Raw genomic sequence first — 22,985 nt, 5'->3', positions numbered from 1 at the left:
ACGTGAGGGTAGAGTTGTCCGCGATGAGCGACCAGGACGACGCGCACGAGACCGGGACGATGCACATCGGCGAGCTCGCCGACCGCGCAGGGATGTCGCTCCGGACGATCCGGCACTACGACGAGGTCGGTCTGCTCGTCCCCAGCGGCAGGACCACCGGCGGCTTCCGCGTCTACACCCCGCGCGACCTGGAGCGTCTGCTCGTCATCCGCCGGATGAAGCCGCTCGGGTTCTCACTCGAGGAGATGGGCGACCTGCTCGGCATCGTCGACGGGCTCCCCGGCGGTGATGCGGAGGACACGGCCGCACGCGCAGCGCGCCTCGATGCCTTCCTGGAGGACGCGAGGGCCCGCCACGCGAAGCTCGTCGAGCGGGCGGGCATGGCCGAGGAGTTCATCGGCACCCTCAGCACCCTCCGCGCCGCGCTCCCCTGACCTTGCCGGATCCTCGAGTTCCGCTCGTTCCGCGAGCTCCCTGCGCTCGCGGATCATCGCGCGGATCATCAGTTGGAGCCGTTCCTGCTCGGCGAGGACCTTCTCGACCTTCCATGGGCGGAACCGGTATCGCTTCTGGATCGCCTTCCGCCGTTGCTCCGCCCGGTACGCGTTCCACTCGTCCATTGCGATGCCCATGTGGCGTCCCCTTTCTCGAAGCCGATGATCTCGGACACGATGCTCACGAACTGGACGTCCTCATCGCGAGCAATCTGCATGTCGTACACCGCTCGGAACGCGTCGCGACCGATCTCGTTGCGCCCGACGTCGTCGGCGCAGAGGAGGTCGACCGCCCAGACGATCCGCGTCCACGCCCGGTCCCGCTCTTCGCGGTGGACGTCGCGGCGCCACCGCACGATCGCCCAGCAGCCGCCGACGACAGCACCGAGCAGCGTCAGCGCCGCGGCAGCGAGCGCGGACACCACCGTCGCGACCGCCGCAGGTGGCCAGGCCGCGAGTGCTTCGATCCCCTCCGTCATGAGGACCTCCTCCCCGCTCGCGACCCGGCCACATCGAGAACGCTACGAGCGCGGCGGAGGCGATCCGAGCCTCCAGACCGCATCTGTGGACGACCACCGGACGCAACCGGGCTGTGGAGAACCGGCGGCCCGGTAGACTCGACGACCGTGATCGAACGCACCCGCATCAGCGACCTCGCCGCCCTCCCCGACGGTCCCGTCTCCGTGGCCGGATGGGTCGAGACCGTCCGCGATCAGAAGAAGGTGCAGTTCGTCGTGCTGCGCGACGAGACCGGCGCCGTCCAGCTCGTCAACCCCGCGACGCGCGAGGCGACCGAAGGCGACGACGCCTCGGCGGCGGCACTCGCCACGACCGAGGCGATCTCGGGTCTGGCGCACGGCTCCTTCATCCACGTCACCGGCACCCTGAAGCACGACGAGCGCGTCAAGCTCGGCGGCCTCGAGGTCAAGGTCGGCGAACTGACCCTCATCAGCGCAGCGATCCCGGAGACCCCGATCGCCGACGACTCCTCGCTCGACAAGCGACTCGACTGGCGCTTCCTCGACCTCCGCAACCGGAAGCAGAACCTCATCTTCCGCGTCCAGACGACGATGGAGCACGCGTTCCGCTCGTACTGGGTCGAGCGCGACTACATCGAGATCCACACCCCGAAGCTGATGGCCTCGGCGTCGGAGTCCCGCGCCGAGCTCTTCCAGCTCGAGTACTTCGAGACGACGGCGTACCTCGCGCAGTCGCCGCAGAACTTCAAGCAGATGGCGCAGCCGGCCGGCTTCGGCGCCGTGTTCGAGATCGCCGACGCGTTCCGCGCCGACCCCTCGTTCACCAGCCGTCACGCCACCGAGTTCACCTCCGTCGACGCCGAGTTCTCGTGGATCGACTCCCACGAGGACGTCATGGCGATGCACGAAGAGGTCCTCGTGGCCGGCATCTCCGCGGTCAAGGCGAAGTACGGCAAGGACATCGAGGAGGTCTTCGGCTTCGAGCTGCAGGTCCCGACCACGCCGTTCCCCCGGGTGACCCTCGCCGAAGCCCGCAAGATCGTGGCCGACAGCGGCCACGACGTCGTGCGCGCCGACGGTGACCTCGACCCGGAGGGCGAGCGCCGTGTGTCGGCCTGGGCGAAGGAGCACCACGGCTCGGAGTTCGTCTTCGTCACCGACTACGACGCCTCGATCCGGCCGTACTACCACATGCGCCACGCCGACGACCCGACGCTCACGAACAGCTACGACCTGCTGTTCAACGGCGCCGAGATCTCCACGGGCGCCCAGCGCGAGCACCGCGTCGACGTCCTCACCGCCCAGGCGGAGGAGAAGGGGCTCGACGCCACCGAGCTCGGCTGGTACCTCGACTTCTTCCGCTACGGCGTCCCGCCGCACGGTGGGTTCGGCATGGGCCTCGCGCGCGTGCTGATGCTCATGCTGGGTGAGCCGTCCATCCGCGAGGTCACGTACCTGTTCCGCGGCCCGACGCGCCTGACCCCGTAGGTCGACCCGCGGGCGGCGCCGTCGGCCGTGTCCGTCCACGCAACCGAAAGCGGCTCGCACCACGGATTCCCGTGGCGCGAGCCGCTTTCGGTTGTGCGAGGGCGGTTTGCACCGGCACGCGCGCGGCGGAGGGGAGGCTCGGTTCAGCTCTGCCAGTCGATGGCGGCCCGCCCCGTGACGAGTCCACGGATCTCGGCCGCGGCCGCCTGGTGGTCCGGGTGCACCTGGTACTCGTCGAGCCCGGCGAGGTCGTCGAACGTCGCGACCACGGCGACGTCCTGGTTCTTCCCGGGGTAGGCGACGTTCTCGACGACCTGCAGCGTGCGGATCGACGGCACGACGCCGATCAGTCCGTGCAGGAGCGTCCGGATCCGGTCGATGGAGGACGCCCGGTCGAGGTCCTCCCGGAGTGTCCACGAGACGACGTGCTGGATCATGCGGAGGCTCCTGCCTGCTCGAGTGCGCGGACGAGGCGGCCCTCGTCGACGCGCCAGTTGCTGTGGACGCGACCGTCGATGAGCACGACGGGGATGTCCTCCGCGTACTCGAGTCGGAGCGCGTCGTCGTCGAGGATCGACGTCTCGGTGAGCGTCACCCCCGGATGCGCTGCGACGACCCGTTCGACGACGGGTCGGGCGTCGTCGCAGAGATGGCATCCGGGCTTGGTGAGGAGCGTCACGGCTGGCATGCCCCCCAGCGTAGTCAGCACCACTGGTGCCAACGCAAAAGCCCCGGCGAACCGGGGCTTCACGACGGTCTTGCGACCTACTTCTTGTTGCGACGCTGGTGACGCGTCTTGCGAAGGAGCTTGCGGTGCTTCTTCTTCGCCATGCGCTTGCGACGCTTCTTGATGACAGAACCCATGTGGACCTCGCTCGGACTGATGCTGATGTACGGACACCGGGCCGATGAAGCCGCGGAAAATCAACCTGCCCGATCCTACCGGAGGGCCGCTGTGATGTCGAACGGACGAGTCCGGCGGGACCCGATCGGGTCAGCCGACGTCCGCGATCCCACCGCGCAGCACCGCTGCGACCGCGGACTCCGGCACCCGGAACGACCGGCCGAACCGGATGGCGGGGAGCTCGCCTGCGTGCACCATGCGGTAGACGGTCATCTTCGACACGCGCATCATCTCGGCGACCTCAGCGACGGTGAGGAAGCGCACGTCGTCGAAACTGCCGGTCATGGTCCGCCTTCGGGTGGGCTCGCGCTCGGTCCCGAGCGCGGGAGTTCATGTGTGACCTGAGTGGTCACTGGTAACTGTAGGGGCGCGTGAGCCCCCGTGTCCAGCATCGTCGAGGTCGCTGGACGGACGGTGCGGAACACCGCACAGCACGCCGTGCCAGACCACCCGGAACGGGTGAGGTCAGTCGTCCTCGCCGCGCTTCGTGAACCGCCGTCGCGAGCTCTCGACGACCCGCTCCCAGCCCTGCTGCGCGCCCGAGAACGCCGCGGTGGCGCGGTACGACGCCTCGGCCATGACGCGCCCGAGCTCGGTGCCGACCTCGACCGTCGCCTTGCCGGCCGCGCCGTTCCGGCGGACCGAGACGGGCTGCCCGTCGAGGGTCCACGCCGTCGTCGCCGGGGTGCCGTCGGCGTCGACCGCTCCGGTGAACGGCACGACCCACTCCTCGATGTGCAGGAGCGGTTCCGGGTCGAGCCGGTAGTAGCGGTGCTGCCCTTCCTCACGACTCGTGACGAGCCCGATGTCCCGGAGGACGCGCAGGTGCTTCGAGACGGTGGGCTGGCTGACCCCGAGCTTCTCGACCAGCTGACCGACGCTGAGCTCTCCGCCGGTCGCGTCGGCGCCGTAGGCCGAGAGGAGGGCCCCGAGGAGTTCCCGCCGCGTCGGGTCCGCGACCACGCTGAAGATGTCGGCCATGGGGAAAGGCTAACCGGCCCGGCGCGGATGTACCATGCGATGCGTCCCGCCCATGTCCCCGGAGGCATACGATGCTCGACCGCACGGAGCCGCCGACCGTCTCAGCGAGCCCTGCCCGGCGACGGGTCTCCCGGATCGGGACCGTGCTCCGTTCCTCGCCGTCGCGGCTCGCGATCATGGTGTTCGTCGCGCTCATCCTCGTGTTCACGTTCCTGTTCATGACGCCGATCGCCGCCGCCGATCGCCAGTCGACGCACTTCGCGGACGCGCTCTTCACCGCGGCGTCGGTCGTCTGCGTGACCGGACTGTCCACCGTCGACATGGCCACGCACTGGTCGGTGTTCGGCAAGACGCTCGTGGTGATCGGGACGCAGATCGGTGCGGTCGGGGTGCTCACCTTCGCGTCGATCCTCGGGCTCTTCGTGACCAGGAAGCTCGGGCTCCGCGCGAAGCTCATGGCGGCAGGCGACTCGAACCCGCTGCGGACGCACCACGGTGCCGTCCCGGAGGGGCAGGCCGTCCGGCTCGGTGAGGTCGGCACGCTGCTCGCGACGGTCGCGGTGAGCACCCTGTCGATCGAGATCGTGCTCGGGCTCCTGCTCCTGCCGTCGGTGCTCATCGCCGGCATCCCCTTCTGGACGGCCGTCGGCGACTCCTTCTACTACGCGGCCATGGCGTTCACGAACACCGGGTTCGCGCCGAACGCCAGCGGCCTCGACCCGTTCGCGCACGACTACTGGTTCCTCTCGCTGCTGATGGTCGGCGTCGTCGCCGGCTCGATCGGCTTCCCGGTGATCCGCGCACTCACGAAGCAGCTCCGCACGCCGCGGAGGTGGCCGATCCACGTCAAGCTCACGCTGGCCACCAGCGCCGTGCTGCTCGTCGGCGGGGCGATCGTCTACATCGCGCTCGAGGCCTCGAACCCGACCACGTTCGGTGAGGAGGGCGCCGGCCGCACCGCGTTCCAGGCGCTCTTCCTGTCGACGATGACCCGGTCAGGCGGCTTCTCGCTCGTCGACTTCGACCAGCTCAACGGTTCGAGCCTGCTCGTCACCGACATGCTCATGTTCATCGGCGGCGGCTCGGCATCGACCGCTGGTGGCATCAAGGTCACGACGCTCGCGGTCCTGTTCCTCGCGGCGGTCGCCGAGGCGCGTGGCCGGCAGAGCATGGAGGCGTTCGGCCGACGGATCCCGAGCGACGTGCTCCGCGTCGCCGTGGCCGTCGTGCTGTGGGGCGCCACGATCGTCGCCGTCGCCACGGTCGTGCTGCTGCAGATCACGCACGAGTCCCTGGACCGAGTGCTGTTCGAGGTGATCTCGGCCTTCGCCACGTGCGGCCTGTCATCCGGGGTCTCCGCCGACCTGCCAGAGTCCGGCAAGTACGTCCTCGCGGCCACGATGTTCCTCGGTCGTGTCGGTACAGTGACCATCGCCGCAGCACTGGCCGCCAGCCAGAGCCGGCAACTGTTCCGCCGCCCAGAGGAGAGGCCGATCGTTGGCTGACCGAACCCACCAGCAGCACCCGTTCGGTGCCGTCAGCCACGACGCCCCGGTGCTCGTCATCGGTCTCGGTCGCTTCGGCGCCGCCACCGCCGGGCAGCTCGAACGGCAGGACCGCGAGGTCCTCGTCGTGGACACCGACGCCGGGCTCGTCCAGAAGTGGTCAGACCGCGTCACGCACGCGGTCCAGGCCGACGCGACGGACATCGACGCGCTCCGGCAGATCGGCGCCCAGGACTTCCCGATCGCGGTCGTCGGGACCGGCAGCGACCTGGAGTCGAGCGTCCTCATCACCGCGAACCTCGTGGACCTCGGCATCCCCCAGATCTGGGCGAAGGCGATCAGCCGCTCGCACGGGACGATCCTGTCCCGCATCGGCGCGAACCACGTCGTCTACCCGGAACGCGAGGCCGGCGAACGCACCGCGCACCTGGTCTCCGGCCGGATGCTCGACTTCATCGAGTTCGACGACGACTTCGCGGTCGTCAAGATGTTCCCGCCGCGCGCGGTCCGGGGGAAGGACCTCGGCACCACCGCGATCCGGACGCGGTTCGGACTGACGGTGCTCGGCATCAAGCCGCCCGGTGAGGCCTTCGTGCCGGCGACGCCGGACAGCGTCATCGGCGAGCACGACGTGATCATCGTGTCCGGGTCGACGACCGCGCTGGAGCGGTTCGCGGCCCTGGAATAGGGCGAAGACGGACGGGAGGCTCGTGGCGGCGCCGCCACGAGCCTCCCGTCCGCCTGCTGGTTCCGTCTAGAGCTTCGACAGCTCCTCGGCGCGCGCGATCGCCGCATCCGCGGCACGGCGGAGCGTGTCCGCCAGGTCCGCCTCCTGCAGCACCGCGACGGCGCGCTCGGTGGTGCCCTTCGGACTCGTCACCGCGCGCCGGAGCTCCGACGGCTCCTTGCCGGACCGCTCGAGCAGCTCGACCGCGCCGCGGACGGTCCCCTGCACCATCGTCTCCGCCTGCTCGGGCGTGAAGCCGAGCGACTCGGCGGCGCGCTGCCACTCCTCGACGAACAGGAACACGTACGCGGGACCGGAGCCGGACACCGCCGACAGGGCGTCGAGCTCGTCCTCTGGCACCTCGATGACCGAGCCGGACACCTCGAAGAGGCTCGAGGCGAGCGCGACCGCCTCCGCGTCGGCGGACGCACCACCGCTGATCCCGGTGACGCCGTGACCGACGCCGATGGGGGTGTTCGGGAGGGCGCGGACGACCCGCACGGTGTCGGGCACCCTCGCCTCCATCGCGCTCGTCGTCACACCGACGGCGACGCTCACGACCACGGCACCCGGCTCGAGGTCGCCGGCGATCTCGTCGAGGACGTCGCCGATCGCGAACGGCTTCACGCCGAGCACGACGAGTGCCGCGCCGCGGACGGCCGCGCGGTTCGCGTCGGCGTCGGTGTCGCTCGCGTGGGCGTCGAGTCCGCGCTCCCGGTGGGCGGCGGCGGACGACTCGGACTTCGTCGTCACGACCACGGTGTCCGGGGACAGTCCGGCGGCGAGGAGCCCGTCGAGGACCGCGCCGGACATGGATCCGACGCCGACGAGGGCGGTGCGAGGGAGTTCGATCGTCATGCCCAGACCCTACCGATCGACCGGCTGCGTAGGATCGTGCAGCAGATCAGGAGACAGGGGTCACAGTGAGCGCTTCCGGAGGCAACCGGGCCATCTTCGCCGCACTCGGCGCGAACGTCGGCATCGCGATCGTGAAGTTCGTCGCCGCGGCGATCAGCGGATCGGCGTCGATGCTCGCGGAGGGCGTGCACTCGCTCGCCGACTCGGCGAACCAGCTCCTGCTGCTCCTCGGCGGACGACGCGCCCGGCGCGCTGCGGACGAGGAACACCCCTTCGGGTACGGACGCGAGCGCTACGTGTACGCGTTCGTCGTGTCCATCGTGCTGTTCTCCGTCGGTGGCGTCTTCTCCCTGTACGAGGGCATCGAGAAGCTGCAGCACCCGCACCCGCTCGAGAACTGGTGGCTGCCGCTGGTGGTGCTCGTCATCGCGATCGGGCTCGAGGGCTTCTCGCTCCGGACCGCGCTCAAGGAGGCGAAGCCGCACAAGGGCGCGCTGTCGTGGGTCCAGTACGTCCGCCGGGCCAAGGCTCCCGAGCTGCCCGTCGTCATGCTGGAGGACACCGCGGCGCTCTGCGGCCTCGTGTTCGCGTTCTTCGGCGTCGGGCTGACGGTGCTCACCGGCAACGGGGTGTTCGACGCCATCGGCACGATCCTCATCGCGGTGTTGCTCATCGCGGTCGCGCTCGTGCTCGGCGTCGAGACGAAGAGCCTGCTCGTCGGCGAGGGTGCGACGGCCGCCGACGTCCAGCGCATCAAGGCCGCGGTGCTCGACGGCCCCGAGGTCGAGTCGATCATCCACATCAAGACCCTGTACCTCGGCCCTGACGAGCTGATGGTCGGCGTGAAGGTCGCCGTCGACGGGGACCGCCGGCTCGGTGACGTCGCCGCCGGGATCGACACCGTCGAACAGCGGGTCCGCGCGGCCGTGCCGATCGCGCGGGTCATCTACGTCGAGCCGGACGTGCTCCGCACCGGTCCGCGTCCGCCCACCGAGGCGATCGTCATCAGGGCCGCCGACTGAGGTTCCCCTTCGTGGCGGAGCCGTCGGGCGGTCCGCCACGATGGAGCCATGTCGGTGCTCTTCAACGTCCTGCTCGTCCTGCACTTCATCGGCCTCGCGGCCGTGATCGGCGCGTTCCTGGTGCAGATGCGCCGCAAGGGCGGCTTCCAGACGTTCTGGGTGATCACCGGTCTCGTCACGCAGCTCGTGACCGGCCTCGGGATGATGGGCGTCATCGACGCGACGAGTGACGGCGGGGCGAACCACGCCAAGCTCGGCGTCAAGCTCGTCATCGCCGCCGTGGCGCTCGTGCTGGCGTTCGTCGCTCGTGCGCGCCAGAAGCGGGCGGACGCCGGGACCGCGAAGGCGAAGGCGGCGCTGCCGTTCTTCCACTCGGCCGGTGCGCTCGCGATCGTCAACGTGCTCATCGCGGTGCTCTGGAAGTAGCGCGTCAGCGGCGCTGCTGGAAGAAGTCGTCGAGCAGCGCCGCGCACTCCGCCTCGAGGACACCGGCGACGACCTCGGACCGGTGCGGCAGACGACGGTCCCTGGCGATGTCGTAGACGCTGCCGGACGCTCCCGCCTTCGGGTCCCACGCGCCGAAGACGATCCGCGGCACGCGCGCGGCGAGGATCGCACCAGCACACATCGGGCACGGCTCGAGCGTCACGACCAGGGTGTGCCGTTCCAGGTGCCAGTCCCCCGTCGCCCGTGCGGCTGCCCGGAGCGCGAGCACCTCGGCGTGCGCCGTCGGGTCCTGCGTGGCCTCGCGCTCGTTACGGCCGGTCGCGACCACCGCGCCGTGCTCGTCGAGCACCACGGCGCCGACGGGGACGTCCGCCGTCGCCAGACACGCCCTGGCCTCCTCGAGCGCGCGTTCCATCGCGGCGAGGTACGGGCGGGCTGCCGGCTCTTCCACGGGACCTCCTGGCGGTTGGCGGCACGGTAGGCTCGACCCTATGCGAGTCCACGTCGCCGACCACCCGCTCATCACCCACAAGCTCTCGGTGCTCCGCGACCGGACCACACCCTCCCCGACGTTCCGGGCGCTGACCGAGGAGCTCGTCACGCTCCTCGCGTACGAAGCAACGCGCAACGTCCGGGTCACGGCGACCCCGATCTCGACCCCGGTGGCACAGACGATGGGCGTCTCCATCGCCAAGCCCCGCCCGCTGGTCGTCCCGATCCTGCGTGCCGGGCTCGGCATGCTCGAGGGCATGGTCAAGCTCGTCCCCACCGCAGAGGTCGGCTTCCTCGGCATGGCGCGCAACGAGGAGACCCTCGAGCCGCAGACCTACGCCGAGCGCCTGCCCGACGACCTCACGGGCCGACAGTGCTTCGTGCTCGACCCGATGCTCGCGACCGGTGGCACCCTCGCCGCGGCGATCGACTTCCTCTTCGCCCGCGGCGCCGAATCCGTCACCTGCGTGTGCATCCTCGGCGCCCCGGAGGGCCTCAAGGCCGTCGAGGACGCCGTCGCCGACCGCGACGTCACCATCGTGCTGGGCGCGCTCGACGAGCGGCTCGACGAGAACGGCTACATCATCCCGGGACTCGGCGACGCCGGCGACCGTCTCTACGGCCTGGCCGAGTAGCGCCGGGCGGGGCGGACCGTCCGCTCGGACGGTTGACAGCGGGTTGGTATACCGCCGATACTCATGGACATGACTGCAACCGTGTCCACCCGCGTCTTCTCCAAGGCGTGCTCCTCCGCAGGGGCAGTGGGGACCGCCGGCACGATGATGCCGGCGATGGCCGTCATGCGTTGTCGAATGTGTGCCTGATCGGTACCCGTTCCAGCCGGATCCCCCGCGACACCACCCCGGTCGCGGGCGAGTGATCCCCAGGTGACGACCACCGGCGACGCGCACGTTCGTCGCGAGGTCGATCACCAGTACCCCCGGGTCCGCCCCGGTCCGCAGCAGGACCGCAGGGCGCATCGACATTCCGTCGATCGGCACAGCCGTACCCGGGCCGACGCATTCGACACCTTCATCGCCCGGAGAACCACCATGTCGCTCACCATCGCCCAGCCTCGTACCTCGCTCCGTACCGCCGCCCCGGCGCCGGTCGACCTCGGCACGGTCACGCCGATCCGTCCCCGCCGTGGCGCCGTCCAGCCGGAGGCCACGACCATCCCGACGAGCCCCGTCGTCGCCCCGCAGCGCAACCGCGCCCTTCCGGAGGGCACCGAGGCCCGCGGCTTCGCGCTCTACGTCGGCATCGACGAGGAGAAGGCCGCAGCCGCCGGGACCACGCTCGCTGCGGTCGTGGAACAGCTCAAGGCGCTGACCGCGCAGCTGGTCCCCACCGCCGAGACCTACGCGGCAGTCGCCGTCGCCGCCGAGAACTCCGGCGGACGCGACGTCGACGTCGTCCGCCTGGCGCTGCAGGACCGTTCGGCCGTCGCCGCCCGCAAGCAGGCCGAGAAGCCCGAGCCCGAGGAGACCGGTGTCGTCATCGACATCTCCCGGAAGCGTGTGGTGCTCGACGGTGAAGCCGCTCCCCTGACGTACAAGGAGTTCGAGCTGCTGCAGTTCCTCGTCCTCCGCGAGGGACGCACCGTCGACCGCTCGGCGATCATCGAGGGGCTCTGGTCGGACGGCGAGGACGAGACCCCGAACGAGCGCACGATCGACGTGCACGTGCGGCGCCTCCGGTCGAAGCTCGGCGCGTTCGAGGAGATCGTCCGCACGGTCCGTGGCGTCGGCTACCGGTTCGACCGCCACGCGGACGTCGCCGTGCGCTACGCGTCGACCCCGTCGCCCGACCTCTTCTGAGCCATCGGGGGCGCACACACCCGACGTTTGTGCCCCTCTTGGTGAACTCGCAGCGAACGACGGCACTTCCGGCTGGCGCCCGTTACCGCTTCGTTATACAGTCGTTCGTGCAGACGGTGTTTGCTGTGGCAGCGTCTGCGGAATGTGATTGCAGGACACTCTTGGTGCAAGGGAGAGGGCCGGTCGCTCGATGAGCGACCGGCCCTCGTGCATCTGTCGGAAGCGCATGACGGAGGCGCATGTCCGTACCCCGGTGTCGGAGGCCGTCGGTAGGCTGGAGGACCACCGGACAGAGGGAGTGACAGCGTGAACGACAAGGCGCGCGTCAGCGACAAGGCGACCGCCGTGGCCGCATGGGAAGCGCTGTTCCGCGCCCAGGTCACGGTGATGCGGAACCTCAACTCCGAGTTCCCCGGCGGGGAGATCTCCTTCAACGAGTACGACGTCTGCTTCAACCTCTCCACGCAGCCCGGACGACGCTGCCGGATGCGTGACCTCACCGGGCACCTGCTCCTGACGCAACCGAGCGTCAGCCGCCTCGTCGACCGGCTCACCGCGCGCGGCATCGTCGAGAAGCAGCCGGACCCGACCGATGCACGCGGTGTCATCGTGGCCCTCACGCCGCTCGGGTTCGACGTCTACCGTGCCGTCGCCGTCCAGCACGCGGCGAGCATCGCCGCCCAGGTCGGCGCCGGGCTCACGGAGTCGGAGCAGCGGACGCTGACCGACCTCTGCACCAAGTTGCGCGTCGCCTCGGCGGACGCCCCACCTGCCCGACGCATCGACCGGGCCGTGCCCCAGACCGATCCGGCCACGGTGTGACGGGCGCGATCGTCTGGCTCCGCGACGACCTGCGTCTCGCGGACAACCCCGCCCTGCGCGCCGGGATCGACCACGGCGGACACGTCACGGTGGTCTACGTCCTCGACGACGAGAGCCCCGGCGTCCGCGCGATCGGTGCCGCCGCTCGGTGGTGGCTGCACCACTCCCTCGCCGCGCTCGACGCCGAGCTGCACGACCGCGGCTCACGGCTGGTGCTCCGCCGAGGAGCGGCCGCTGACACGATCGACCAGCTCGTCGCGGACACCGGAGCAGAGGCGGTCTACTGGAACCGCCGCTACGGGGCTGCCGAGCGAGAGATCGACGCCGGCATCAAGTCGTCGCTGACCGACCGCGGGATCGACGCGCACAGCTTCGCGGCGAACCTGCTCTGGGAACCGTGGACCGTGCTCACCGGGCAGGGCGAGCCGTTCAAGGTCTTCACGCCGTTCTGGAACGCAGCGCAGGCGATGCCGGAGCCGCGGCACCCGCTGCCGAAGCCACGCGACCTCCCGTCGCCGGCACGTGCGACGGGCGACTCCCTCGGCGACTGGGACCTCCTGCCGACCACGCCCGACTGGGCAGGCGGGCTCCGCGACACGTGGGAGCCCGGCGAGCAAGGTGCCGCACGCCGACTGGAGCACTTCGTCGACCACGCGCTCGAGGACTACGACCAGCGCGACGAGCCCTCGATGGACGCCACGAGCGGACTGTCCCCGCACCTGCGCTGGGGCGAGATCAGCCCGTACCAGGTGTGGCACCGACTGCACGAGCGACTCGAGCCAGACCAGCGCAAGCAGGCACCCGGGTTCCTGCGGCAGCTCGCGTGGCGCGAGTTCAACTGGAACGAGTACTTCCACTGCGACGACATCGCGACGGTCAACGTCCGTCGCGAGTTCGACGCGTTCCCGTGGCGACGTGCATCCGCTTCGGAACTCGAACGCTGGCAGCAGGGCAGGACCGGGATCGACCTCGTCGACGCCGGGATGCGCGAGCTCTGGCACACCGGTGCGATGCACAACCGGATGCGCCTGGTGACCGCGAGCTTCCTCGTGAAGAACCTCCTGGTCGACTGGCGTGTCGGCGAGCAGTGGTTCTGGGACACCCTGGTGGACGCCGACGCCGCGAACAACCCCGGCAACTGGCAGTGGGTCGCCGGCTCCGGGTTCGACGCCGCACCGTACTTCCGCGTCTTCAACCCCGAGCGCCAGCTCGAAAGGTTCGACCCGCACCGGGAGTACGTGCGGCGGTGGGTCCCGTCGGACGAAGACCGTCCCGAGCCGATGGTCGACCTCAAGGAGACCAGGAAGCGGGCGCTCGACGCCTACGACAGGATGCGGCACGCATGACGATCGACTCCGCCACGATCGAGCAGATCGACGCGCTGTTCCGCGACCGGGTCGAGCGCGGCGTCGCGCCGAGCTCCGTGTGGGGCGTGTTCGACGCGGACGGACTCGTGGCCTCCGGCGGACACGGTGACCGCGGGGACGGTGCCGCGCCGGACGCCGACACGGTCTACCGGATCGCGTCCTGCACGAAGAGCGTCACCGCCGCCACGCTCCTCGGCCTGGTCGCTGACGGCCTGGTCTCCCTCGACGCACCGATCACCGATTTCGTCCCGGCGTTCGCCGACGTGCAGCTCCCGACACCGGACTCCCCCGTCCCCACGCTCCGGATGCTGCTGACCATGTCGGCCGGGTTCCCCACCGACGATCCGTGGGGCGACCGGCAAGAGCCGATCTCCGACGACGCGCTCGACGCGGTGCTCCGCACGGGCCTGTTGTTCGACTCCGTCCCCGGCACCTGCTTCGCGTACTCGAACCTCGGCTACGCCCTGCTCGGCCGCGCGATCGCCGTCGTGGCCGGTCGCCCGTTCACCCAGGTCGCCTCGGACGCCGTCCTCCGCCCACTCGGTCTGGACGACACCGTCTTCGCCGCTGCCGACGCCCGCCGGTTCGTCGTGGTCGGGGCCCGGCCACACGACGGGTCGTGGGAACCCCTCCCCATCTCGGGCCCTGGTGCCTTCTCACCGATCGGTGGGCTCTTCTCGACCGTCGCCGACTTGTCGCGGTGGGCGCGGCACCTGTCGTCGGCGTTCGCCCCGATCCGCGCCGGTGACGCCGCCGAGGCCGGGCCGGTCTCCCCCGCCGATCGCCGACTCATGCAGCAGGCGATGCGCCGGATCCCCGGGAGCGCGTTCCCGAGCGCGAAGCGTCCGATCGGCTACGGCTTCGGACTGTTCGTCGAGCACGACGACGAACACGGCTCGATCGTCTCCCACTCCGGCGGTTACCCGGGCTTCTCGGCACACATGCGGTGGTCCGTGCAGACCGGCCTCGGTGTCGTCGCCTTCGAGAACGCGACCCAGGCGAAGGTCTCCGTCCCGACCGAGACCGCGCACGACCTGCTGCTCGCAGCGGGGGCCGCCACGGCGGGTACCACCGGCCGGTCACCCGTGACGGTGCTCCCGGAGACGCGAGCCGCGCAGGGTGCCGTGTCGCGCCTCCTGTCCGACTGGAGCGACGACCTGGCAGACGCGATCTGCACCCCGAACGTCGCGCTGGACGTGCCGTACGATCGCCGTCGCTCGGCGATCGCCGAGGCGGTCCGCACCGTCGGCGCCGACCTGTCGGCCGCGCCGGTGGCGGAGCAGTCGTCCACGCCGACGCACCTCCGCTGGTGGTTGCCGGGGACGAACGGCCGACTCCGTGTAGAGATCCGGCTGGCGCCGCTCGCCGCCGGACTCGTCCAGACCCTGATCTGCACGGCGGAGCCCACCGAACGCTGACGGGCAGCGACCGCCGAACGCCGGCCAGCGGCGCTCGAACAGCCCAGCGGGCCGCGGCCGACGAGCCACTCGGTCACACCGGCGGGCGGCCCCCGACGAACCCGACGGCGCGAGCGGCCACGCGGGTGCCCTCCCGTGCGGCCGCCCCGACGCGGACCGGATCGGTCGCCCATGCGCGGATGAACCCGGCCGCGAACGCGTCGCCGGCGCCGATCCCGTCGACCACCGTGGCCGGGGTCGCCGGGACCCGCTGCGGGGTGCGCCCCGGACGCCCGACCAGCACGCCGTCCACCCCGAGCGTCACGACGACCAACGGGACGTGGCGGGTGAGCACCCGAACGGCGTCCTCCGGCTCGTCCGCTCCGGTGAGTTCGAGCGCCTCGGCACGATTCGGGACGATGAGGTCGACGCCGCGCACCGCCGCGAGGAACGCGGGACCGCCGACCAGGCGCACGGCCGCGATCGAGGACGGGTCGAGCGAGACCCGCGCGGCGCCCGTCCGCGCCCGGGCGACGAGGTCCACGAGGCGGTCGGTCCCGCCGGACCCGAGCATCGCCTCTCCGGTCAGGTGGACGATGTCGGCACGTGCGACGAGTTCGATCGGCACGTCGGCGGCGGACAGCAGCGCGCTCGCGGCTCCGTCCGTCATCGACGTCCGGCCGCGCTGTCCCCGCACCGACACGAGCGCACCGGTCGACGTCCGCGCGTCGTACCGGATGTGCGGTCGGACGCCGGCGTCCTCGAGCGCGCGCTCGTGTCGGTAGACGTCGTCGACGCCGACCCGACCCACCATGTCGACCTCGGCACCGAGCCACCCGAGCCACGTCGCGGTCGTGCCGGCAGCTCCCGCGGGGCGGTGTCGGATCACCGCAGCGGGGTCGTGGTCGCCGGCCGCCGCTGCCCGGGTCTGGACGAGGACGCCGTCGAGCAGGTCCCCCACCACCAGGAACCGCTTCCCGACGCCGCGACGGCGCCCACCGACCCGGCCTCCACCGCTGGCCCTGGCGGCGCTCGGAGCGGCCGCGGAGGGCTCGGGCGGTGATGTCATCGCCCTCAGTGTACGTGAAGGCGAGTAAATCTCCACTTTGAGAGCGTTTACCTTGCGCGTGTTATCAAATCTCACAGCCCGATGTCGGACTCTGCCGCTAATATACCCGTGAGTCGCATTCCAGCGGCCAGCCGAGATCACCGCCGGAGACGACATGCCGCGCAAGCCAGACCCGACCCTGAAGCCCGCCATCGTGCGCAAGGTCGCGCAGCACCTGCAGGACACGAAGATCGAAGACGTGTCCGTGCGCAGCCTCGGGCGCGTGCTCGGTACCAGCGCGTACCCGATCGTCTACCACTTCGGGACGCGCGAGGCCCTGATCGGCGCGGTGGTGGAGCACCTCGCGGCAGCGACGGCCGACATCGCGCTCGACCCGGACGCCGACGATCTCGCACTCACGTCCTACCTCATGCAGGTGTTCGGCGGCCTCGACGACCCGGAGCGGTCCCTGGCCGCACGGCTCACCTTCGAGCTCGGCGCCGTCGAGTCGCTCGACGGCCGCGACAACGAGCGAACGGTGCACCGGGCGCAGATCGCGTCCATCGCCGACTGGTGCCGTGCGCACGGCTACGGCGAACACGATGCCGACCGTGCCGCACAGGCGGCAGTGCTCCTCGCGCGCGGCATCCAGTGGGGTGCGATCGTGGACCGCGAACACGCCGATCCCGACACCGCCCTCCGCGACCTCGCGCACAAGCTCGTCGCCGGCGCGACCCTCACCTCGGCCTGACGCGACCCCGTGACGGACGGGAGGCACGGTGCCAGCTGGCACCGTGCCTCCCGTCCGTTCTGCCGTCAGATCAGAGCGTGACTCTGCCGTCAGGTCAGAGCGTGACGAAGCGCTGCGACTTCGCGTTCGCGAAGCGAGCCGCGACGTTCTCCCAGTCGACGATGTTCCACACGGCCTTGACGTAGTCGGCCTTGACGTTGAGGTAGTCGAGGTAGAAGGCGTGCTCCCACATGTCGAGCATGAAGATCGGGACGAGCCCGAAGGGCACGTTCGCCTGCTGGTCGAACAGCTGGAACGTCGTCAGCTTCTGGCCGACGGTGTCCCAGGCCAGCACGGACCAGCCGGAGCCCTGGATGCCGGTCGCGACGGCGGTGAACTGGGCCTGGAACTTCTCGAAGGAGCCGAAGAACTCGTCGATGGCCGCGGCGAGCTCGCCCTCCGGGACCTTCGTGTCCGGGCCGAGGTTGGTCCAGAAGATCGAGTGGTTGACGTGACCGCCGAGGTTGAAGGCGAGGTCCTTCTCGAGCTTGTTGATCGCCCCGAGGTTGCCCGACTCGCGCGCTTCCGCGATCTGCTCGAGCGCGGTGTTCGCACCCGTGACGTAGGTCTGGTGGTGCTTGTCGTGGTGCAGCTGCATGATCTTGCCGCTGATGTGCGGCTCGAGTGCGGCGTAGTCGTACGGCAGCTCCGGCAGGGTGTACTCAGCCATGTGAGTTCCTTTCGATCAATGGATGGGCGGATGGTGCTCCGCGGCTCACGAGAGCCGGGAACGATCGGTGAGGGAGTGGAATTCCCGGTTGTGGTAGACCAGCGGCTCGCCACGTTCGTCCCCGATGACGATGTCGAGCACCTCGGCGACGACGACGGTCGAACTGCCGATCGGCGTCGTGGACAGCGGTCGGCACCGCAGCGCGGAGGCGGCGGAGGGCAGGTACCGGTCGCCCGACGGGAGCGTTCCCCAGATCGGGTCGTCGGCCGCGGGGCTGCCGGTGGACGCGAAGCGCCTCGCGAGGGCGACGCCGTGCGAGTCCATGAGGTGGACCACGAACACCGGAGCCCCGAGGACGGCGCCGGCCGAGCCCGAGTTCGTCGAGAGCGAGAACACCAGGACGGGTGGGTCGATCGCCACGCTCGCGACGCTGGACGCGGTGAGGCCGGTCGGTCCGTCCGGCCCCTCGGCGGTGATGACGGCGACACCGGCGGGGTGACCACGGAAGGCCGACTTGTAGGCGTCCGCGATGTTCGACGGCACGGCGTTCGCCGGTGTTGCTTCGGGCATGGGAGTCGTTGGTTCGTTCCTCGTTCGGATCGGTGTGGCTCACCCCTCGGCGGCCATGTCCCAACGTATGACCTCAACCAAGGTTGAGGTCAACGATTCCCAGGTTCCACGTATCCCGGGCGCGCCGTCACGCCGTCGTCCACGCTCGGAGCCGCATCGAGGGGCGACGCATGGCGACGCCGTCAGCGGCGGCGGAGCATCACGACGGCACCGGCAGCGGCGACGACCATCAGCACCGCGGCGACGCCGGCCGTGATCGTGACGCCGGAGTCGAACGCCGCCCGCGCCGACTCGAGGAGCACCTGCCCCGCCGACCCGCCGAGGTCCGCAGCCGCCGACACCGCTCCGCCGAGGGTCTCCTGCGCCGCGACGTGCGCCGACGAGGACAGCCCGTCGGGGACGACGACGTGTGCCCGGTAGGTCGTCGCGAGGATCGTCCCGAGCACCGCCGTCCCGAGCACCGCACCGATCTCGTACGCGGTCTCGGAGAGCGCTGACGCGGCACCGGCCTTGTCCGCGGGCGCCGTGGAGATGATGAGGTCGTTCGTGACCGTCTCCGATGCGCCGATCCCGATGCCCAGCAGCACGAACGCGAAGGCCAGCGCGACGATCGACGCGTGGTGCCCGAGCACGGCGACCATCGCGTACGCGGCCGCCGAGAACAGCAGCGCGACGGCGACGACCCACCGCGGGGCCACCCGGCCGACGATCGGCACCACGACGAGCCCTGCGACGATCGTGAGCACGGAGCCCGGGATGAGCACGACACCGGACGTGAAGGGGTCGAGCCCGGCGACGAGCTGCAGGTGCTGGGCGATGAAGAACAGGAACCCGGTCAGCGAGAACATCGCCGCCATGTTCATCAGCACGCTGCCGGTGAACGCCGTGCTGCGGAACAGCCGGAGGTCGAGCATCGGCGTCCGGGAACGCAGCTGCCGGCGGACGAACGCGATGCCGCACAGCACCCCGACGCCGAGCATCGCGATCGCGAGCCCGCGTTCCTCGACGTGCACGACGGACTTGATCGCCCAGGCGATCGGCGCGAGCGTGCCGAGCGACAGCAGCATGCTGAGCACGTCGACCGGGCCGGGGTTGCGGTCCTTCGACTCCGGCACCCAGAACGCCACGCCGACGAGCATCAGCACGAGGATCGGCACCGCGACGAGGAACACGCTCCCCCAGTGGAAGTGTGCGAGGAGCGCCCCACCGACGAGCGGACCGAGCGCGTTGCCCGCGGCGAACATCGTCGACCACACGGCGAGGGCCATCCGTCGCTCGGTGGCATCGGTGAACACGTTGCGGATGATCGACAGCGTCGCCGGCATGAGCATGGCGCCGAACACGCCCATCGCGATGCGCGCGGCGACGAGCATCCAGGCGTCGGTGGCGAACGCGGCTGCGACGGACATCGCTGCGAAGCCTGAGGCGCCGATGACCAGGATGCGTCGGCGGCCGATGCGGTCGCCGACACTGCCCATCACGACGAGGAGCCCGGCGAGGACGAGCGGGTACGCGTCGATGATCCAGAGCTGCGTGGTGGCGTCGGGGTCCAGCGCGCGCGAGATAGACGGCAGGGCGAAGCTCAGGATGGTGTTGTCGACCGAGATCAGCAGGACCGGCAGCATGAGCACGGCGAGCGCCAGGAACCGTCGCGGGCGGCTGGTGGTGACCCGCGTGGCGATGGGACTGGTGAGGAGTGCGGACATGGTGGTGCTCCACGGACTTCGAGGGTGGTGCCCCGGGCGCGGAAGTCGTCACGCAGCCCGGCAAGACCCCTCTACTGTACCGTCTGGACGGGTATGTTGCAAATACAACCAAAGGACGGACTGGAGGCTCGTGGCGGGCCCGCCCCGAGCCTCCAGTCCGCCTGGTGGTCGCCCCGGACCTACGCCGACTCGCGGAGCAGCAACCGGTGGCGCACGCTGCGCTGCACCGCGGCACCGGAGCGCGGCAGGTCACCGGCGAGCATGCCGAGGGCGAGCTCGAGCGCCTCGCGCGCGACCGCGTCGAGGTCGACCGCGAGCGTCGTGAGCGTCGGGGACACGAGCCCGCCGAGCGGGAGCCCGTCCACACCGACCACGCGGACGTCACCGGGGACGTCGACGCCCGCACGGCGGCACGCCTGCAGCACGCCGAGGGCCATCACGTCGTTGAAGGCGATGATCGCGTCGAGTCGGCGCTTCCGACCGAGGATGCGCACGGTCTCCTCCGCCCCGCACTCGGCCGTGCCGTGCGGTGCGTGGACGACCTCCGGCAGGTAGCCTCGTCGACGCAGGGCGTCCAGCATGAGCACGCCGCGGACGCTCGTGTCGTCCGGCGAGGAGTTGTCGAGCACCACGGGATGGCGCACCCCGGTCGCGACGAGGTGGTCGGCGAGCACCTCGATCCCGTCGGCGGGGTCGATCCACACCGCGGCGGTCGGCGGGTCGGACGAGGGGTCCAGCTCGACCATCGGGACCGATCCGAGCAGGTCGTTCCAGCGCTCGCGACGGGAGCCGAAGTACCCGATGACCACGTCCGTCTGCGCGCCGAGCGCCGTCACCATGCGGTCGGGGTCGCTCGCCAGGTCGACGTCGGCGAGCATGACGTTCCACCCCTGCTCGGCGGCGAGCTGGAACACCGACGCGGCGAGCTGCGGCGTGTACGGGTTCCTGAGGTCGTTCACCACGAGGCCGAGCTGGTGGTCCCCACCCGTGACGAGCCCGCGGCCGAAGCGGGACGGCCGGTAGTGGAGCTGCTCGGCGACCGCGAGCACCCGCTCCTTGGTCGCCGCGCTGATCCCGGACATGCCGTTCATCGCCCGCGTGACCGTCTGCCGGGACACCCCGGCGGCCGCGGCGACGTCGATGATCGTCGCGCGGCCGCCGGGTGCTGGGACCGGTTTGGCGGCGTCGGTCAGTCGCGGAGGTCCAGCCATGCCACCTGTTCGGGAGTGAGGTCGACGGAGAGGCCGGTCATGGACGACCGGGCTTCCGCGATCGTACGCGGTCCGAAGAGCGGGAACGTCGGGAACGGCTGGTTCAGGACGTACGCGAGCGCGATCGCGGTCGCGGGCACCCCGAACTGCTCGCCGAGCTCGCGGGCGCGGCGCAGTCGCTCGAAGTTCTCGTCCGAGTAGTAGCAGCGCACGAGCTCGGCGTCGCTGGTGTCCTCGGGCGTCGCGCGTCCGGTGAAGAACCCACGGGCCTGGGACGACCACGGCAGCAGGGGCACCTGGCGCTCCGCCAGCCACTCCTTCGACGCGGCATCGGTCGCGTGGCGGCAGCCGGCCCACGGCACGTCGTACGCCTCGGCGAGCCCGAAGTGGTTGCTGAGCACCTCGAACTCGTGCTTGCCGTTCGCACGGGCGTAGGCGTTCGCCTCGTCGAAGCGGGCGAGGCTCCAGTTCGAGCCGCCGTACACGCGGATGCGGCCGGCGCGACGGTGCTCGTCGAGGACGTCCACGAACTCCCCGACGGGGATGTCCTCGTTGTCGCGGTGCATCATGTAGATGTCGGCGTAGTCGGTGCCCTGGCGCTCGAGGCTCTCGAGCAGCTGTCGACTGAGGGACTCGGGGTCGCAGTACGGCGTGTGCGCGCCCTTCGTGATGACGACCACGTCCTCGCGGATCCCCCGGTTCTGGATCCACTTGCCGAGTCGGCCCTCGAGCACGCCCCCGCCGTAGATGTACCCGGTGTCGAAGACGTTGCCGCCCTGCTCGACGAAGAGGTCGAAGATCGCGCTGGCGTGTGCCAGGTCCGGCTGGTTGTCGACGCCCATCACCAGGCGCGACAGGCGCTTGCCGACGCCGGGGATCTCGCCGTACTGCATCGGGTTGTCCGCCTGCACGGTCAGCGGGCTCCCGCTCACCGTGGGGATGTCGGCGGTCTCGGCCTCGAACGGGTAGCGCAGGCCGATCGCCGCGCGCCACTTGTCCAGGGTCCTGGCGGTGGCGAGGGACTCGTCGAGCGTGTACTCGGAGGCATCGACGCGTCCGGCGGCCAGGGCAGCGGTGGTCGCGTCGGCCTCGAGCGCGTACGGCTTCGCCCCGCCGAACGACAGGGTCCTGGGGTCCTCGTCGACGGTGCGGATCTCGATCGTCGGGTCCTCGCCGAGGGTCCACGGGTCGGTCAGCGTGATCTTCCCGCTCGTGCCGTGGATCGTCACCGCGTTGTCGTCCTGCACGCGGACGCCGGTGCGGACGTCGGCGGTGATGCCGCCGCGGTAGGTGAGCTGCGCGGTGGTCCACTCGTCGACCCCGGTCGGGCCGAGCGTCCCCGTCGCGGTGAGCTCGGTCGGCTCGGCGACGGCCACACCGGTCGCGGCCTGCACGACCGCGGCGGCCATCGTCACCGGGTAGCCGCCGACGTCGAGGATGCCGCCACCGGCGGTGTCGACGTCGAACAGCCGGCCGCTGCGGGACCCCGCGCGGAACGCGAACGACGCGTCGATGTGTGTGATGTCGCCGATCGCCCGCTGCCGGACCAGCTCGAGGAGTGCAGCGGTCTGCGGGTGGAAGCGGTACATGTACGCCTCCACCAGGGGCAGCCCGGCCTGACGGGCGGCGTCGGCGAGCGCCATCGCGGTGCCGTGGTTCGGCGCGAGGGGCTTCTCGCAGAGGACGGCCTTGCCCGCGGCGAGCGCCGCGAGGACGAGCCGGGCGTGCCCGGTGTGCACGGTGGAGACGTAGACGGCGTCCACGCGCGGGTCGGCGAGGACCTCGTCGTACGTCGCCGCGGTGACGTCCGCGAAGCCGTGCTCGACGGCCTCGTCCGCGAACGCCTGCGCCCGCTCGACAGCGGAGCTGCCGGCCGCGACGAGTGTGCCGCCCGCTTCGCTCGCCGACAGCTGGGAGAGGAACCGGCGGGCGATGCCGCCAGGGCCGAGGACCGCCCAGCCGGGGGTGTCGTTCGTCGCTGCGGTCGGGGTGCCGGTGGTGGTCGCGGTCTGCGCTGACATGCGGATCCTGTTCGTCTCGTGAACCTTCACGGTCGGGTCGACGCTAACGCGCTCGGCCCGTTGCCGCAATGCAGATGATGCTTGACACGGCGTGTCGGGCAGAGCATGCTCTGACCCAATTCGTGAGCGTTCACGGTCGATCGCTCACGGACTCCCCGATCTCAAC

At 70.7% G+C, this 22,985-nt stretch carries 26 protein-coding genes; 12 read left to right on the top strand and 14 right to left on the bottom strand.

Translation table 11 applies throughout. The features are described from left to right. Positions 1-23: 23 nt before the first annotated feature. Positions 24-434, top strand: a complete 411-nt coding sequence (locus tag ACIPJ2_RS15435) for a MerR family transcriptional regulator (protein WP_402729550.1) — start codon at positions 24-26, stop codon at positions 432-434. 68 nt (positions 435-502) lie between these two features. Here ACIPJ2_RS15435 and ACIPJ2_RS15430 read toward each other — a convergent pair whose 3' ends face one another. Continuing rightward, positions 503-973, bottom strand: coding sequence for a hypothetical protein (locus ACIPJ2_RS15430; protein ID WP_402729549.1), 471 nt, complete (start codon positions 971-973; stop codon positions 503-505). Between the two features lie 147 nt (positions 974-1,120). Here ACIPJ2_RS15430 and aspS point away from each other — a divergent pair, with 147 nt between their 5' ends. Beyond that, positions 1,121-2,461 (top strand): aspartate--tRNA(Asn) ligase, encoded by a 1,341-nt coding sequence (aspS, locus tag ACIPJ2_RS15425; RefSeq protein WP_402729548.1) that lies wholly within the window; start codon positions 1,121-1,123, stop codon positions 2,459-2,461. A gap of 143 nt (positions 2,462-2,604) precedes the next feature. On the opposite strand, the gene ACIPJ2_RS15420 is transcribed toward aspS, so the two are convergent. The 5 genes from ACIPJ2_RS15420 to ACIPJ2_RS15400 all read right to left on the bottom strand — a co-directional run bounded on the left by ACIPJ2_RS15420 (position 2,605) and on the right by ACIPJ2_RS15400 (position 4,346). Then, positions 2,605-2,898: a Dabb family protein gene (locus tag ACIPJ2_RS15420; protein WP_281265158.1), complete on the bottom strand. Its 294-nt coding sequence runs from the start codon at positions 2,896-2,898 to the stop codon at positions 2,605-2,607. Further along, entirely contained in the window at positions 2,895-3,149 is a 255-nt protein-coding gene (locus tag ACIPJ2_RS15415; protein ID WP_402729547.1) for a glutaredoxin family protein, read from the bottom strand. Before ACIPJ2_RS15415 ends, ACIPJ2_RS15420 begins: the two co-directional genes overlap by 4 nt. A 77-nt stretch (positions 3,150-3,226) precedes the next feature. Further along, on the bottom strand, positions 3,227-3,325 hold the full coding sequence (locus ACIPJ2_RS15410) for a 30S ribosomal protein bS22 (protein WP_003792170.1): 99 nt from the start codon (positions 3,323-3,325) through the stop codon (positions 3,227-3,229). A gap of 130 nt (positions 3,326-3,455) precedes the next feature. Next, the gene (locus ACIPJ2_RS15405) at positions 3,456-3,650 is read right to left on the bottom strand and encodes a helix-turn-helix domain-containing protein (protein WP_281265160.1); all 195 of its coding nucleotides are present in this window, start codon (positions 3,648-3,650) and stop codon (positions 3,456-3,458) included. A 180-nt stretch (positions 3,651-3,830) separates the two neighbouring features. Then, on the bottom strand, positions 3,831-4,346 hold the full coding sequence (locus tag ACIPJ2_RS15400) for an ArsR/SmtB family transcription factor (RefSeq protein WP_402729546.1): 516 nt from the start codon (positions 4,344-4,346) through the stop codon (positions 3,831-3,833). A gap of 71 nt (positions 4,347-4,417) precedes the next feature. On the opposite strand from ACIPJ2_RS15400, the gene ACIPJ2_RS15395 reads away from it, so the two are divergent. Then, the gene (locus tag ACIPJ2_RS15395) at positions 4,418-5,851 is read left to right on the top strand and encodes a TrkH family potassium uptake protein (protein WP_402729545.1); all 1,434 of its coding nucleotides are present in this window, start codon (positions 4,418-4,420) and stop codon (positions 5,849-5,851) included. Further along, positions 5,844-6,539 (top strand): TrkA family potassium uptake protein, encoded by a 696-nt coding sequence (locus ACIPJ2_RS15390; RefSeq protein ID WP_281265163.1) that lies wholly within the window; start codon positions 5,844-5,846, stop codon positions 6,537-6,539. The genes ACIPJ2_RS15395 and ACIPJ2_RS15390 overlap by 8 nt, the downstream gene beginning before the upstream one ends. A 66-nt stretch (positions 6,540-6,605) precedes the next feature. Here the strand turns inward: ACIPJ2_RS15390 and proC are convergent, their stop codons facing one another. Then, positions 6,606-7,436 carry a pyrroline-5-carboxylate reductase gene (gene proC, locus ACIPJ2_RS15385; RefSeq protein WP_402729544.1) on the bottom strand — a complete coding sequence of 277 codons (831 nt, stop codon included), beginning with the start codon at positions 7,434-7,436 and terminating at the stop codon, positions 6,606-6,608. A 65-nt stretch (positions 7,437-7,501) separates the two neighbouring features. On the opposite strand from proC, the gene ACIPJ2_RS15380 reads away from it, so the two are divergent. Continuing rightward, complete coding sequence (locus ACIPJ2_RS15380; protein WP_402729543.1) at positions 7,502-8,458, top strand: cation diffusion facilitator family transporter; 957 nt, start codon at positions 7,502-7,504, stop codon at positions 8,456-8,458. A 48-nt stretch (positions 8,459-8,506) separates the two neighbouring features. Beyond that, entirely contained in the window at positions 8,507-8,884 is a 378-nt protein-coding gene (locus ACIPJ2_RS15375) for a hypothetical protein (protein ID WP_402729542.1), read from the top strand. Positions 8,885-8,888: 4 nt separating this feature from the next. Here ACIPJ2_RS15375 and ACIPJ2_RS15370 read toward each other — a convergent pair whose 3' ends face one another. Then, complete coding sequence (locus ACIPJ2_RS15370) at positions 8,889-9,320, bottom strand: nucleoside deaminase (protein WP_402729715.1); 432 nt, start codon at positions 9,318-9,320, stop codon at positions 8,889-8,891. A gap of 76 nt (positions 9,321-9,396) precedes the next feature. Here ACIPJ2_RS15370 and upp point away from each other — a divergent pair, with 76 nt between their 5' ends. The 5 genes from upp (at position 9,397) to ACIPJ2_RS15345 (ending at position 14,824) form a co-directional block, all read left to right on the top strand. Next, entirely contained in the window at positions 9,397-10,032 is a 636-nt protein-coding gene (upp, locus tag ACIPJ2_RS15365) for a uracil phosphoribosyltransferase (protein WP_402729541.1), read from the top strand. 417 nt (positions 10,033-10,449) lie between these two features. Continuing rightward, positions 10,450-11,217 (top strand): winged helix-turn-helix domain-containing protein, encoded by a 768-nt coding sequence (locus ACIPJ2_RS15360; RefSeq protein WP_281265168.1) that lies wholly within the window; start codon positions 10,450-10,452, stop codon positions 11,215-11,217. Between the two features lie 306 nt (positions 11,218-11,523). Then, on the top strand, positions 11,524-12,039 hold the full coding sequence (locus ACIPJ2_RS15355; RefSeq protein WP_402729540.1) for a MarR family winged helix-turn-helix transcriptional regulator: 516 nt from the start codon (positions 11,524-11,526) through the stop codon (positions 12,037-12,039). Beyond that, positions 12,036-13,385 carry a cryptochrome/photolyase family protein gene (locus ACIPJ2_RS15350; protein ID WP_402729539.1) on the top strand — a complete coding sequence of 450 codons (1,350 nt, stop codon included), beginning with the start codon at positions 12,036-12,038 and terminating at the stop codon, positions 13,383-13,385. Before ACIPJ2_RS15355 ends, ACIPJ2_RS15350 begins: the two co-directional genes overlap by 4 nt. Next, positions 13,382-14,824, top strand: a complete 1,443-nt coding sequence (locus tag ACIPJ2_RS15345; RefSeq protein ID WP_402729538.1) for a serine hydrolase domain-containing protein — start codon at positions 13,382-13,384, stop codon at positions 14,822-14,824. The genes ACIPJ2_RS15350 and ACIPJ2_RS15345 overlap by 4 nt, the downstream gene beginning before the upstream one ends. A 73-nt stretch (positions 14,825-14,897) precedes the next feature. Here ACIPJ2_RS15345 and ACIPJ2_RS15340 read toward each other — a convergent pair whose 3' ends face one another. Beyond that, positions 14,898-15,872 (bottom strand): carbohydrate kinase family protein, encoded by a 975-nt coding sequence (locus ACIPJ2_RS15340; RefSeq protein WP_402729537.1) that lies wholly within the window; start codon positions 15,870-15,872, stop codon positions 14,898-14,900. A gap of 154 nt (positions 15,873-16,026) precedes the next feature. Between ACIPJ2_RS15340 and ACIPJ2_RS15335 the strand changes: the two genes are divergently transcribed. Beyond that, positions 16,027-16,602: a hypothetical protein gene (locus ACIPJ2_RS15335; RefSeq protein ID WP_402729536.1), complete on the top strand. Its 576-nt coding sequence runs from the start codon at positions 16,027-16,029 to the stop codon at positions 16,600-16,602. Between the two features lie 94 nt (positions 16,603-16,696). Here the strand turns inward: ACIPJ2_RS15335 and ACIPJ2_RS15330 are convergent, their stop codons facing one another. The 5 genes from ACIPJ2_RS15330 to ACIPJ2_RS15310 form a co-directional block, all read right to left on the bottom strand. After that, positions 16,697-17,311 carry a superoxide dismutase gene (locus ACIPJ2_RS15330; protein WP_402729535.1) on the bottom strand — a complete coding sequence of 205 codons (615 nt, stop codon included), beginning with the start codon at positions 17,309-17,311 and terminating at the stop codon, positions 16,697-16,699. Between the two features lie 45 nt (positions 17,312-17,356). Continuing rightward, complete coding sequence (locus ACIPJ2_RS15325; protein WP_281265175.1) at positions 17,357-17,881, bottom strand: flavin reductase family protein; 525 nt, start codon at positions 17,879-17,881, stop codon at positions 17,357-17,359. Positions 17,882-18,063: 182 nt separating this feature from the next. Continuing rightward, positions 18,064-19,587: an MFS transporter gene (locus ACIPJ2_RS15320; protein WP_402729534.1), complete on the bottom strand. Its 1,524-nt coding sequence runs from the start codon at positions 19,585-19,587 to the stop codon at positions 18,064-18,066. 179 nt (positions 19,588-19,766) lie between these two features. Beyond that, the gene (locus tag ACIPJ2_RS15315; RefSeq protein ID WP_402729533.1) at positions 19,767-20,798 is read right to left on the bottom strand and encodes a LacI family DNA-binding transcriptional regulator; all 1,032 of its coding nucleotides are present in this window, start codon (positions 20,796-20,798) and stop codon (positions 19,767-19,769) included. Continuing rightward, entirely contained in the window at positions 20,777-22,819 is a 2,043-nt protein-coding gene (locus tag ACIPJ2_RS15310) for an aldo/keto reductase (RefSeq protein WP_402729532.1), read from the bottom strand. The genes ACIPJ2_RS15315 and ACIPJ2_RS15310 overlap by 22 nt, the downstream gene beginning before the upstream one ends. Positions 22,820-22,985: the final 166 nt, after the last annotated feature.

The sequence above is a fragment of the Curtobacterium sp. NPDC090217 genome (assembly GCF_044746705.1).
In the GTDB taxonomy this organism is placed as follows: Bacteria; Actinomycetota; Actinomycetes; order Actinomycetales; family Microbacteriaceae; genus Curtobacterium.
This window is presented reverse-complemented; position numbering and strand designations above follow the sequence as displayed.